Genomic DNA, 13,303 nt, shown 5'->3' on the forward strand with positions numbered 1-13,303 from the left:
GTATTTTGCCTCTCCATTGCTATACATGCTCCCGTAATCTCTGACTGCGCCAAATACCGTGATGGGGTTGTTGTTGCCAAGCCATGGCAGACACCGTATGCATCACGCTTAAGTGTGACAAAACCCGGCGTAAATTACGTTCCAACTCAGAAATTTGTGTGTCCGGTGTGACATCCGGCATCTGCACGAAATCGTTATTCCCCTCGCTGTTGTCTGACTCCAGCCGTTGCTGGCATTGCTGAATGGCTATCTCACAGAGTTGTAAATAATCTGCCGCCAGTTCGACGCTGAGCTGAATGTGATATTTACCTGGTACTGAACTCCCCAAGGGATAAGCCCGCGTCAGGATAGTCATCTCATTGATATGCCCAACAATCAACTCACTGTGAGTGGCCCATAATCGCATATCTGCCAAATATTTTGAGTTGAACCCCGGCTCTTGCATCGCCTGATTTAAGGAGCTTAACACGGTGTTACTGGCCTTATTTACTTCAATGCGTTTATAGGCCAGTTGGTTGATATCAGGCTCAGGCGTCAGCAGCAAGCGCAAAATCTTCTGATATGCCTCTAGCGCCTGATGGGCATTCTTACGCAGTAAACCGCTCTGCCACTGAGGCCACAGCCATAGGGCGCTGGCAAAGGCCAATGCGCAGCCAATTAAGGTATCTAGCAATCGCGGAACCAAGAAGTCAGCGCCTTCTCCGGTCAATAATTGCAAGATATAGACTGCGGTTATGGTTCTGCCAACAACAGATAGCCCGTAGTTTTTACGTTGAACCAGATAAGCGGCAAGGGTAATGAGCAGCATAATGCCAAGGGTGGCACCCTCTGGCATTGGCAGATGCAATAGACCAGCGGCCAATATCAGCCCAATCAAGGTGCCGAGTGCACGGTGATGGATTCGTACCTTGGTGGCGTTATAACCGTTCTGCGTTACCAGCATCACAGTAAGCAAAATCCAATAAGGTTTGGGTAGATGAATTAAGTTACCGATATAGCTACCTGCTGCCAGTGTTACGCCCAGACGAGCCGCTTCCCGCAGTGCACCTGATTTGAACGACAGATAGCTGATCAACGCCGGCCAGAAAGGTTGTGGTTGTTGGCTGGACATCAGGTCACGGTCATACAGTGGTCGCCGGTCACTCAATAGCTGGGTCACGTGGCTGATATGGTAGTAGTAGAATTGTGCGACCGGGTTGTCTGGGTGTGCCTGTGCGATGCTTGCCAGTTCTGTCAGACCATCATCGGCAGTGAAATGCTCATCAGCATGGTGGTGATAGAGAATGTCGTTGGCGATGCTGCGCATTTGAGCTGAGATTTTCTGGCAATTACGGCGTATCACGCTATCAATCTGTGTCTGCTCCATTAACTCTTGTGCTTTTTCTGGCTGAATCAGGGCCGCAGTAATGTGCTCTTGCAAATCGAGAGCCATTTGGAACAATCCCAACAACCGTTTCTGTTCTTTCTTCGTGGTGTTATGAATCAGATTAAATTGCTGATAAAGCTGATTAATCTTGTCCATAATCGCCTGTTGTCTGTCCAGCAGCGGCGGTATCGATTTTTCCGGCTCAAGGTGCTGAGCAAACAGGCTGTATTTGGTGTCACAATAATCGGCTAGTAAGCGATAAAGCTGACTCAAAGGTTCGCGAATCGGTTGATCCTTGCAGAGTCGGAACCATAACCCGTTAAACACCCCATACCACAGTGTCCCTACGGCACACAGCAACGGGGCTTGCCAGATCGGAGCGCGGCCCACCATGCTGAGGCTGAAAATAGCAGCAATCAGTGCCGCGGGTAACAAATGGCCATTCAATTGGCTAATCGCCCCACTCACTCCTAGAACTAATGCCAGGCTGAGCATGACAGCAGGCAACGGAATACCCCATAGCAGCAGTTGCTGGGTTAGGAAGCTACTCACAGTAAACAGCGCGCCGCCGACCAGCAGACGCCGGAAAAAATGTTGGTGTGGTGTATCCAGTGAGGCAATGTTGCAACAGGCGGGTATCAGAGAAAACATCAAGCCCAGCCGAAGTTCGCCGAGAGCGAACCCTAATGCTGCAGGCAGGCAGAGCACTAATGTTTGGCGTAGTGCGTAATTAACTTCAGGATGATAAATAAGCCGTTGCCATTTCATAAAGGCCCCAGAAATTTATTGATCACAAAAGATTAAAAAACTGATGCCGACAGTATCGGCACCAGTTTAGGGGGAATTAACGGGTGCCGTAGACGACAATCGTTTTACCGTGTGCGGAGATCAGGTTTTGATCTTCCAGCATTTTTAGTATCCGCCCCACGGTTTCGCGGGAGCAGCCAACTATCTGACCAATTTCCTGGCGGGTAATTTTAATCTGCATCCCATCTGGGTGGGTCATGGCATCAGGTTGTTTTGCCAGATTAAGCAGCGTTTGTGCAATACGCCCAGTCACATCAAGGAAAGCAAGGTTGCCCACTTTCTCAGATGTAATCTGTAAGCGACTCGCCATCTGTGAAGATAGGCGCATTAAAATATCTGGATTGACCTGAATCAGCTGACGGAATTTTTTGTAAGAAATTTCAGCCACTTCACAGGCGGTTTTTGCTCTAACCCAGGCGCTACGTTCTTGGCCTTCTTCAAATAATCCAAGTTCGCCGATGAAATCTCCCTGATTAAGATAGGAGAGAATCATCTCTTTACCTTCCTCATCTTTGATAAGCACCGCAACGGAGCCTTTCACGATGTAGTAAAGCGTTTCGGCCTTTTCACCTTGGTGAATCAGCGTACTCTTCGATGGATATTTGTGGATATGGCAATGAGACAGGAACCATTCGAGAGTCGGGTCTGTTTGTGGCTTGCCGAGAACCATTCGCTGTTATCCTCTGTTGTTATCGCTGCCTAACATAACAGGGCTCAGAGTTCCCTGTACGGCGTGCTTATAAAATACACTTTCTCGTAGCATATTAATTTGCTCAACTGCCGAAAGGTATAGCCAAGATACGTACCGGGTAGAAACCCTCCACTGAGTATTGAGAAGCTACCCTATTTAATTCTAGAAACAACACTTTCGGTTCTGTTTGTAGCACAGGATGAAGCCAGTGTCTTGTGTTGTATCGCTTCAGCATGATGAACATCGGGTTACATTGCCAGTTTGTAAATGAAAGGGTAGTCTGGATCAGAAAATTTAACCGGGAGCAAGAGTTATGCAGGCACGTGTAAAGTGGGTTGAGGGGCTGACATTTTTGGGTGAATCGGCATCAGGTCATCAGGTGTTGATGGACGGTAATGCTGGAGACAAAGCACCGAGTCCGATGGAAATGTTGTTAATGTCAGCAGGCGGTTGTAGCGCGATTGATGTGGTCTCTATTTTACAAAAAGGCCGCAATGATGTGCGTGATTGCGAAGTGACATTAACCTCGCAGCGTCGCGAAGAGGCACCGCGTCTATTTACGCAAATCAACCTGCATTTTATTGTCAGCGGCAAAGGTCTGACCGACAAAATTGTGGAACGAGCCGTTGAGCTGTCAGCAGAAAAGTATTGCTCCGTCTCACTGATGTTGGGTAAAGCGGCGACGATTACCCACAGTTTTGAGATCCGTGACATCGCCTAAGCAAACCCTTCGTACTTGAAGCTGCAGGGTTGTTAGCTGCGTTCGCGCACCCGAATCACTTACTTATGTAAGCTCATCGGGATGAGTTCGTTTGCCGCCTACCTGCAGCTCCAATTACTTTGGGTTGGGATAGAGTCAAATTATTTTTCTCTCTCTCCAGCCATTGCTATACTGCGGCTTCAAGAATGAAGGAGATTAACCGATTTTCTCCCCTTCCAGCAACTGCTGCACTAGCGGCGCCATAATCAGCTCCATTGCCAGCCCCATTTTTCCGCCGGGTACCACCAATGTATTGATATTAGAGATAAATGATCCTTGCAACATCGCCAGTAAGTAAGGGAAATCAATTTGATCCAAACCCCGGAAATGAATAACCACAAAGCTTTCATCCAGTGACGGAATCGCTTTGGCAGCAAACGGATTTGATGTGTCAACGGTTGGCACGCGCTGGAAGTTGATATGAGTGCGTGAGAACTGCGGCGTAATGTAGTTGATATAATCATCCATGGAGCGCACTACGGAATCCATCACCGCTTCACGCGAATGGCCGCGTTCGCCGGTATCGCGTACTAATTTCTGAATCCACTCCAGATTGACGATAGGTACCACGCCCACCAACAGATCGACGTGTTTCGCCACATCATGATGTTCAGTCACCACGCCGCCATGCAGCCCTTCATAAAACAGCACGTCGGTGGGTTGTGGTAATGCTTCCCACGGGGTAAACGTGCCGGGAATTTGGTTGTATGGCACCGCTTCATCATAGGTATGTAAATACTTACGTGAACAGCCAGTGCCGTGTTCACCGTATTCCGACACACTTTGCTCCAACTGGCCAAAGTCATTGGCTTCGGGGCCAAAATAGCTGATATGTCGGCCTTGATCTCGTGCTTTACGGATGGCTGCATCCATCTCAGGGCGGGTATAGCGATGGAAACTGTCACCTTCAATTTGCGCTGCGCGAATATTCAATTGCTGAAAGATCTTACGGAACGCCAGGCTAGTGGTGGTTGTCCCTGCGCCACTTGAGCCGGTAACGGCTATAACCGGATGTTTAGTCGACATATTAGCTGTAACTCCATGGGGGTTAGATCTTCAGTGACTGGGCTGCAATCGCCTGTTTTTTTATCGTTGATGATTATTTTTAGGGCAAAGTGGCGGGCTTGTCACCCTGTTTCAGCCAATGTCTTCGTAACAGCGAGAGGACTATTGCTGCTCTTCTGCTCCGGCGCGAAATGCGCTGCGCGGCATAATATTGATGGTTTCATGTAATTCGGACCACACCAATATGGCTTCACCGCTGATCAACTGGCGGCGCACATCCTCGACTTTTTGCGCTAATGAGCGCTCATGCTCGCCGTAATCGGTACCTTCACGTAACACAAAGGCTTCAAGTAAGTTATCCAGCGTTTCACCGTCAACTTGCTGCCAGGGAACTATCATTGCTGTTGCTCCAGATAAGGGGAAAGCCAGGCCGGAATACGTTGTTCCAGCCACATTTGTGGGTGTTTCAATGAGCCACTGACGAAACCAACGTGACCGCCATGTTCGGTTAACTGATAGTCAATATTGGCCGGTAACTCGCTGAGATCCGGGATAACTTCAGCCGTCATAAACGGATCATCTTTGGCATGAATGATCAGCAGCGGAGTCGTAATCTGCGGCAATAGCGGCAGGGCGCTGCAACGGCGATAATAATCAACGGCATCATTAAAACCATGAATTTTAGCAGTAATGACATCATCAAAATCTCTGATTCGCCGCAACCCTTTCAATTGAGCCAGATCCAAAGGCAGACTTCCGGGGTAATGCAAAAGCTTACGCGTGGCATTTAACTTTAGTTGGCCCAGTAAATAATGCTGATAGACCCGGGAGAAACCGTGCTCCATACGATTAGCACAGGGTTCAAGCATCAGTGGTGCTGACACCACCACTGCGGCCTGCAACAGGCTATCTTGGCCTTGCTCTGCCAAATACATCGCCAGCATATTGCCACCCAAAGAGACCCCGACGGCGGCGGTTGGCACCTGGCCATAGCGCTCTCGAAGCCAGCGGAGAAAGAAGCGAGCATCTTCTGTTTCACCGGAGTGATAAATGCGTGACTTACGATTTGGCTCTCCACTGCATCCACGAAAATGCATCACCACACCGAGCCAGCCTTTGGCTTGCCATGCACTTAATAACCCATGGGCATAAGGGCTGTAAAAATTACCTTCCAAACCGTGGAAGAGTACGACTCTGGGTTTATCTCTCGCCAGCTCGGGATTTTCACTCCAGGCCAGATCGACAAAATCGCCATCAGGCAGTTCCAGCCGTTGCCAGAATGGTTGCAATGTCACATGGCGTCTGACCAGCCGTGGCAGCAGTGTTTGCAGATGTGGATTACTGGCTCCGGCCAGTGGGCGAAATAATTCATGCATATAGTGAATGGAAATCATGTTGTTGCTCTTGTGTGATCAATAACACACTGTTAGCTTCATGGGTATATCGCGCATCATTTTGGGTGAGAGGCACCCGTCTCATGGAACTGAGTTTATTTCTTTCAATGGTAGGCTTTCTTTGGGTTGCAGCTATTACCCCCGGTCCAAACAATATGTTATTGACCTCTGCGGGGGCTAACTTCGGCTTTATGCGTTCTATCTGGCTGATGTTAGGTATTATGTTAGGCATGCAGAGCATGTTGCTGTTGGTGGCTTTTGGTGTCGGCGGCCTGATTCTTATCTACCCCTCCCTCCATCTGGTTCTGAAAATTTTGGGTAGCCTATATCTGCTATGGCTGGCATGGAAAATTGCCACTTCTGCCTATGAGAAATTGGAAACCAATGTCGTACCGCCAAAACCGTTGCGTCTGTATCAAGGCTGGTTATTGCAGTTCCTTAATCCCAAAGCCTGGTTGATGGGACTCGGGTCAGTCGCCAGCTTCAGTATGACCGGGGCCGCCTATAATCATTCTATCGTAATGATAAGCCTTGGTATGTTTATGGTGAACCTGGTGGCCGGTATCATTTGGCTGGGTTTTGGTACTTTGATTGGGCGCTTGTTACGCAGCCGCCGTGCCTGGTTTAGCTTTAATATCTCGATGGGCTTGCTGACGGCAGCTTGTGTGTTATTGATTTGGCATTAATCAGTGGAGCTAATAGATGGCCTATAACTATTTTCATGTTGATGCTTTTGTTGGCGCAGGGTTATCTGGCAACCCGGCAGGGGTGTATCTGCTGAAGAAACCGTTGTCGGCCGCAGAGATGCAAAGTATCGCGGCCGAGATTAATTTACCGGAAACCAGTTTTGTCTGGGATGAAGGGGATAAATCGGCGATCCGCTGGTTTACGCCGGAACGTGAAGTCGACTTATGTGGACACGGCACATTGGCGGCGGCGCATGTGATGTTCAGCATCATTAATCCTGGCTTGCATGATATCTGTTTTCGCAGTGCCAGCGGTGACTTGTACGTCAAGCGCGATGGCGATAACTTCGGCCGACTGTCGCTGGATTTCCCCTCATTACCGCCCGACCAAATTGCTGTCGCGGCAGAGTTGAGTGCATTGCTTGGCAGCAACATTCAGCAGGTATGGCAGGCAAAATCTCTGTTGGTGGTGCTGGAAAACGAGCAGCAGGTACAGCAGTTACAACCCGATATTGTTGCGCTGATTGCCTATACCGGTCGTGGGGTGATTGTGACCGCGCCGGGTGATGAAGTGGATTTTGTTTCGCGTTACTTTACCCTTGGCAGCAATGAAGATCCGGTTACCGGCTCAGCCCATTGTACCTTAATGCCCTATTGGGTCGCGCGACTGGGAAGGTCATCACTGCACGCCCGGCAGATATCAGCACGCGGTGGCGAATTATTCTGCACCTTAGCCGGTGATCGTACTTTAATTGCCGGTGATGCCCGCATTTTTATGAAAGGCCAAATAGATCTTTAAGTTAACTGCATAGACAATTCCTTCAGATTTTTATTATCACTAAAAGGAATAAAGAATATTCTTTTATTCCTTTTGTCGTATTACTCCTTCGGGTAACACTGTCATCTCAGAGCGCCCGGTGCGCTCAGGGTCGCAGCAATAGCGAATGACACAGTTAACCCAGCGGAGTGAACCATGGCGATAACCTTATCTTCTGCAAGTCTTACCGCCGCAATACGCGGCTTTTTACGGCCAGGTGGTGCACTGTTAGCTCTGTCGCTAGTTGCTGCCAGTGCACATGCTGTCGATGTGACGGTGGCTTATCAAACTTCCGCAGAACCGGCAAAAGTCGCGCAAGCGGATAACAGCTTTGCCAAGTTGTCCGGTGCCAATGTGGATTGGCGCAAGTTTGACAGCGGCTCTAGCGTTGTGCGGGCATTGGCCTCGGGTGATGTGCAAATTGGTAATATCGGCTCCAGCCCATTAGCCGTTGCTGCCAGCCAAAAGGTGCCAATTGAGGTCTTCCTACTGGCGTCACAACTGGGGAGTTCAGAGGCGCTGGTGGTGAAGAAAGACATTAAAACCCCACAAGATTTAATTGGTAAACGTATTGCCGTGCCGTTTATCTCCACGACACATTACAGTCTGCTGGCAGCCCTGAAACATTGGGGAATTAAGCCGGATCAGGTCACAATCCTCAACTTGCAGCCACCTGCTATCGCCGCCGCTTGGCAGCGGGGTGACATTGATGGCGCTTATGTTTGGGCTCCTGCCGTTAACGAATTAGCCAAAACCGGTACCGTCCTGACTGATTCTGCCCAAGTAGGTCAATGGGGCGCGCCAACCCTGGATGTCTGGGTGGTGCGCAAAGACTTCGCCAAAGCCCATCCTGAGGTGGTTACCGCCTTCGCCCGCAGTGCATTGGCCGCCCAAGGTGCTTATCTGGCCCAACCAGAACAATGGCTGAAAAATCAGCAGTATCTGGGGCAGCTTTCGCGCTTAAGTGGTGTCCCTACCGATCAAGTGCCGGAGCTGGTGAAGGGCAATACTTATTTGCCTGTCGCTGAGCAGATAACGCAACTGGGTCAACCAGTGGATCAGGCCATCCGCGATACTGCCGCGTTCCTGAAAGAGCAAGGCAAAATCCCGCAAATTGCCAGTGATTATAGTGATTTCGTCACTGACCGCTTTGTGAAAGCAGTGCAGGCCACACCGCAGTCCTAGGAGTCATCATGCTAAACGTGCGCGGCCTGTGGGCCGAATATCAGGGCAAACCTGCCTTACAGGATGTGTCACTACAAATCGCATCTGGAGAGTTGCTCGTGGTATTGGGGCCATCAGGTTGCGGTAAAACCACGTTATTGAATCTAATTGCCGGATTTATGGAGCCTTCAGCTGGCAGCATCACTCTGGATGATATACCGGTTCACGGCCCGAGTGCCGAACGGGGAGTGGTGTTCCAGCATGAGGGCTTACTGCCGTGGCGGGATGTGGTCAGCAATGTGGAGTTTGGCCTGCAACTGGCAGGATTAAGCAAACAACAGCGGCGCGAAACTGCCCTGAAAATGCTTCATCGGGTAGGGTTAGCTGGTTTTGAACATCACCTTATCTGGCAACTCTCTGGTGGGATGCGCCAACGAGTAGGGATTGCCCGTGCACTGGCGGTTGACCCGCGCTTGTTGCTGTTGGATGAGCCGTTTGGCGCGCTGGATGCTTTTACCCGCGAGCAGATGCAAGAGCTGTTGCTGACTATTTGGCGTGATACCGGTAAACAAATTTTGCTGATCACCCACGATATCGAAGAGGCGGTGTTTCTGGCCAGCGAGCTGTTATTGCTGTCTCCAGGGCCGGGGCAGGTGGTCGAACGACTGTCGCTGAATTTTGGTCGGCGTTATGCCGCTGGTGAGCCATGCCGATCCATTAAGTCTGATCCTGAATTTATCGCCCGCCGCGAATATGTGTTGGGTAAAGTCTTCCAGCAACGGGAGGTATTGATATGAGCCTGCACAGCACGTTACGTAATCAAGCCGTCACGCTGCCGGTTCACCGCCTACCGGCTAACGATGAACCCCCGCTGATTGCCAAGAAAGCGGTTCGCCGTTTACCTGCGGGTAATGGCCTGTGGCTTAGCATCACTACTCTGATTGTGGTGGTCGCGTTGTGGTGGGCGGTGACGGCGTTACAGCTTATCAGCCCACTCTTTTTACCCGCGCCGCAGCAGGTATTACATCAGTTATTGGTGATTGCCAGCCCGCAGGGATTTATGGATGCCACGCTATGGCAACATCTGGCCGCCAGTTTGGGGCGAATTCTCATCGCATTACTCGCTGCGGTCGCACTTGGTGTTCCAACGGGCATTGCGATGGGGCTAAGCAGCACCGTACGGGGTGTGTTGGACCCACTGATTGAGATTTATCGCCCCGTTCCCCCCTTAGCCTATTTACCCCTTATGGTTATCTGGTTCGGCATTGGTGAAACCTCAAAGATCCTGCTGATTTATCTGGCGATATTTGCGCCGGTGACGTTAGCCGCTGTGGCTGGCGTGCGTAGCGTGGCACAGGTGCGGGTTAGAGCTGCTCGTGCATTGGGTGCCAGTCGCTGGCAGGTTTTATGGTTTGTGGTGCTCCCCAGCGCCTTGCCAGAAATCTTAACCGGTATCCGCATAGGGTTGGGTGTGGGGTGGTCAACGTTGGTGGCTGCGGAGCTTATTGCCGCTACGCGCGGATTGGGGTTTATGGTGCAATCAGCCGGTGAATTTCTCGCAACCGATGTCGTCATCGCCGGCATCAGTGTGATTGCTATTATCGCTTTTGGTATGGAGCTAAGTTTGCGGGCGATCCAACGTCGGCTAACACCTTGGTATGGAGCACAGCAATGAATGAACGCTTGGTAGTCACGCCGTTAGGGCCGCATATTGGTGCTTTGGTTGAGAATATTAATATTGCCCGCCCGTTGGGTGATAGTCAGTTTGAACAGCTTTATCACGCGTTACTCAAACATCAGGTACTGTTTTTCCGCAATCAGCCCATCACGCCATTACAGCAACGTGAACTGGCCGGGCGTTTTGGTGATTTACATATTCATCCGGTTTATCCGCACACCAAAGAGTGTGAGGAGATTATCGTGCTGGATACCCATGATAATAATCCGCCGGACAACGATAACTGGCACACCGACGTGACGTTTATTGCCAATCCGCCATTAGGTGCGATTCTGGCGGCAAAGCAGCTACCGCCAACCGGTGGTGATACCTTGTGGAGCAGTGGGATTGCGGCTTATGACGCACTTTCTGCTCCGTTTAAACAGCTTTTGGCCGGTTTACAGGCCGAGCATGACTTCGCGCACTCCTTCCCCGAGCACAAACATCGTGCAACCCCGGAAGAGCATCAACGATGGCTACTGGCTAAAGAGAATAATCCGCCGATATTGCATCCGGTGGTACGTACCCATCCGGTGAGTGGGCGTCAGGCATTGTTCGTCAATGAAGGATTCACCACCCGAATCGTTGAGTTGAGTGATAAAGAGAGCGATGCTTTACTGCGTTTCCTGTTTGCGCACACCACCAAACCCGAGTTTCAAGTACGCTGGCGCTGGCAGCAGGATGATGTGGCGATGTGGGATAACCGTGTCACCCAGCACTATGCCAATGCTGATTATCTGCCACAGCGGCGGGTGATGCATCGGGCGACTATTCTGGGGGATAGGCCGGTGTACCGGCCTGGTTAACGGGCGATTTGATTTAGTCTGTGATTAACAACGAGCGGGCCGCTGCGTCAACAGCATCAACGGTGATGTCATCAACCTGTGGCCCGGCATGTAACAACACATGGCGGGTTAACGGGTACCAGCGCCGGTATTTTTCTGGCCGCGACTCAAACAGTGCGACGACCGGGATCTGTAATGCTGAACTGATATGGACCGGTGCGCTATCAGCCGAAATAACTACATCCAATTGACTGGCTGCGGCCACGAACTCATCAACTGACGGTGTGAATAGACTTCGGCCGTGGATGCTCGCCAGTTGCTGTTCACTTGGCGGTGCGATGGGATCATACAAAATCACTATCTCGGCCTGATCACTGAGCTTCAGTGCTAACTGTTGCCACTTTTCCCACGACCAACGCCGTTGCGGTGCTTTATTCGAGACAAACAGCCCGATGCGTGGCTGATTGCGTTCACCTAATTCTGCCTGCCATTTTGCCTGCAATTGTGGGTCAGGATAGAGATGTAACTTGAGCGTATCGATGTCGACCCGCCCCAGTTCGGGTAGCAGTGCAAAACCTGACAGTGCCTCATGGCGTATTGGCCGATTGGTCACATGGTCAGGATTGCGGTCATCAAATTCACTGCCCGGGTTATGCCAGCGGCTATCGACCACATTAAGTTGTTTAGCGAACTGGATACTGTTTTTGTTCATGCCACCGTTAGGGATAACCAGTAAATCAAAACGTAAACATCGCAGTCGCCAAATCAGGGCCAGACGATTAAACAGCGCCTTGATCCTGCCCGGTTGTTGGTTTCTTTCACATTGCTTACTGTAAACGTAGGTGTGAACGGTGCTGATATCGGGGTTACGTGCCAGTGCATCTCGATTGTATTTATTTGCCAGCACATGAATTTCGGCTGCTGGCCAGCGCTGCTTTAATGCATGTAATAAAGCAGTGGTACAAACCAGATCGCCAAGGAAATCAATTCGGATAACCAAAATGCGCTGCATCTATACATATTCCCAGAAGTAATTTTATGCCTTATTAAACATGAAAATTTCCTGAGTAATAACAAAAATAAACGTAAATTTGAGATCTATTTTGATAATGAATGCTTCTGCTGCGCATAACGCCATAGAGTGACTGATAAACGTACCGCTCGCCAGAACTCACTGATATTCCCCGCGCCCTGAAACAGCGCTTTGGGTAAGCCTAATGCCTTAAACTCAGCCGCGAGTGCCGAACGTTCTGGTGACGGGGATAATCTCTTACGCATCAACCCAAAAAAATGGCCGCTCTCCTGATTAGCGTGACGTAACAGCGCACGGCATAACGGCGGTTGTTGCGTGGCAGAAAGGTTAATTAGCGCGTTAATAATTCTAAGATAGCTATTGGCGCGAGCCAACAAGGCTTGGGGTGACGGAGAGAGGGTGATGGAGTGTGGGTTGGTGCGATAACCATAAAATGGCGTATCACAGAAACCGACACGTTGTACGGCGAGTGCCAGATGGGTGGTCCACAGAATATCTTCATGTAGCATTCCAGGGATGAATGCAAGTTGATGGGTCGCGACCAATTCGCGCCGAATCAATTGTAGCCATACATAATGTGGCCACTCATTATGTTCAATACTGCGAATAACCCATTGCTGGCCGCTAAGTATCTCGCTCCACGGCTGTTTATATAACAAGGGGCTGCTGGGCGCTAGGTGGGGATCAGTGGTAAAGGTAAAACCATTACCTATCAGTAAATCTAATTGCTGCCGATTGGCCTGTTGCAACCAAGTTGATAAAGCATCAGAGGCCAGCCAGTCATCGCCATCAACAAAAGCAATCCAGGGGGCGGTTGCCCGAGCGATTCCGGCATTACGGGCCGCAGAAAGCCCCTGATTGGCCTGATTAACAATGACCAGCCGCGAATCACGGCGCGCGGCGGCTACTAATATCGTCAGGCTGTCATCGGTCGAACCATCATTGACGGCAATGATTTCCAATGACACACCCGACTGCTGGTACAATGAATCCAGTAGTTGTGTGAGGTAAGCGGCGCAATTAAATACCGGAACCACCACACTAATATCCTTATTAGTCATGATCTTATTATCCTTAA

At 50.3% G+C, this 13,303-nt stretch carries 14 protein-coding genes; 7 read left to right on the forward strand and 7 right to left on the reverse strand.

Going from position 1 to position 13,303, the window contains the following annotated elements; genetic code table 11:
* Positions 1-19 precede the first annotated feature (19 nt).
* Both Q2T72_RS01115 and crp read right to left on the reverse strand, forming a co-directional pair.
* Positions 20-2,134: a YccS/YhfK family putative transporter gene (locus Q2T72_RS01115; RefSeq protein ID WP_372568503.1), complete on the reverse strand. Its 2,115-nt coding sequence runs from the start codon at positions 2,132-2,134 to the stop codon at positions 20-22.
* Positions 2,135-2,210: 76 nt separating this feature from the next.
* Complete coding sequence (gene crp / locus Q2T72_RS01120; RefSeq protein ID WP_005186183.1) at positions 2,211-2,843, reverse strand: cAMP-activated global transcriptional regulator CRP; 633 nt, start codon at positions 2,841-2,843, stop codon at positions 2,211-2,213.
* A 334-nt stretch (positions 2,844-3,177) separates the two neighbouring features.
* On the opposite strand from crp, the gene Q2T72_RS01125 reads away from it, so the two are divergent.
* The gene (locus Q2T72_RS01125) at positions 3,178-3,585 is read left to right on the forward strand and encodes an OsmC family protein (protein ID WP_004391459.1); all 408 of its coding nucleotides are present in this window, start codon (positions 3,178-3,180) and stop codon (positions 3,583-3,585) included.
* Positions 3,586-3,780: 195 nt separating this feature from the next.
* Here Q2T72_RS01125 and Q2T72_RS01130 read toward each other — a convergent pair whose 3' ends face one another.
* From Q2T72_RS01130 to Q2T72_RS01140, 3 genes are all read right to left on the reverse strand, one after another.
* Positions 3,781-4,650 (reverse strand): phosphoribulokinase, encoded by an 870-nt coding sequence (locus tag Q2T72_RS01130; protein WP_083161186.1) that lies wholly within the window; start codon positions 4,648-4,650, stop codon positions 3,781-3,783.
* A 141-nt stretch (positions 4,651-4,791) separates the two neighbouring features.
* Entirely contained in the window at positions 4,792-5,028 is a 237-nt protein-coding gene (locus Q2T72_RS01135) for a YheU family protein (protein WP_032906589.1), read from the reverse strand.
* Positions 5,025-6,005, reverse strand: a complete 981-nt coding sequence (locus Q2T72_RS01140; protein WP_372569841.1) for a hydrolase — start codon at positions 6,003-6,005, stop codon at positions 5,025-5,027. Before Q2T72_RS01140 ends, Q2T72_RS01135 begins: the two co-directional genes overlap by 4 nt.
* A 101-nt stretch (positions 6,006-6,106) precedes the next feature.
* On the opposite strand from Q2T72_RS01140, the gene Q2T72_RS01145 reads away from it, so the two are divergent.
* The 6 genes from Q2T72_RS01145 (at position 6,107) to tauD (ending at position 11,213) form a co-directional block, all read left to right on the forward strand.
* Positions 6,107-6,709, forward strand: a complete 603-nt coding sequence (locus tag Q2T72_RS01145; RefSeq protein ID WP_083161184.1) for a LysE family translocator — start codon at positions 6,107-6,109, stop codon at positions 6,707-6,709.
* Positions 6,710-6,725: 16 nt separating this feature from the next.
* A complete protein-coding gene (locus Q2T72_RS01150) occupies positions 6,726-7,508 on the forward strand; it encodes a PhzF family phenazine biosynthesis protein (protein WP_083161182.1) in 783 nt (260 codons plus the stop codon).
* Between the two features lie 174 nt (positions 7,509-7,682).
* Positions 7,683-8,711, forward strand: a complete 1,029-nt coding sequence (gene tauA / locus Q2T72_RS01155; protein WP_102970493.1) for a taurine ABC transporter substrate-binding protein — start codon at positions 7,683-7,685, stop codon at positions 8,709-8,711.
* A gap of 8 nt (positions 8,712-8,719) precedes the next feature.
* The gene (gene tauB / locus Q2T72_RS01160) at positions 8,720-9,487 is read left to right on the forward strand and encodes a taurine ABC transporter ATP-binding subunit (RefSeq protein WP_083161181.1); all 768 of its coding nucleotides are present in this window, start codon (positions 8,720-8,722) and stop codon (positions 9,485-9,487) included.
* Positions 9,484-10,365, forward strand: a complete 882-nt coding sequence (gene tauC / locus Q2T72_RS01165; protein ID WP_102970492.1) for a taurine ABC transporter permease TauC — start codon at positions 9,484-9,486, stop codon at positions 10,363-10,365. Before tauB ends, tauC begins: the two co-directional genes overlap by 4 nt.
* Positions 10,362-11,213, forward strand: a complete 852-nt coding sequence (gene tauD, locus Q2T72_RS01170) for a taurine dioxygenase (protein ID WP_083161179.1) — start codon at positions 10,362-10,364, stop codon at positions 11,211-11,213. The genes tauC and tauD overlap by 4 nt, the downstream gene beginning before the upstream one ends.
* Before the next feature lie 13 nt (positions 11,214-11,226).
* Here tauD and Q2T72_RS01175 read toward each other — a convergent pair whose 3' ends face one another.
* Entirely contained in the window at positions 11,227-12,204 is a 978-nt protein-coding gene (locus Q2T72_RS01175; RefSeq protein ID WP_372568504.1) for a glycosyltransferase family 9 protein, read from the reverse strand.
* Between the two features lie 86 nt (positions 12,205-12,290).
* On the reverse strand, positions 12,291-13,286 hold the full coding sequence (locus Q2T72_RS01180; RefSeq protein ID WP_193784746.1) for a glycosyltransferase: 996 nt from the start codon (positions 13,284-13,286) through the stop codon (positions 12,291-12,293).
* Positions 13,287-13,303 lie beyond the last annotated feature (17 nt).

The organism is Yersinia sp. 2466 StPb PI, assembly GCF_041538325.1.
In the GTDB taxonomy this organism is placed as follows: Bacteria; Pseudomonadota; Gammaproteobacteria; order Enterobacterales; family Enterobacteriaceae; genus Yersinia; species Yersinia enterocolitica_E.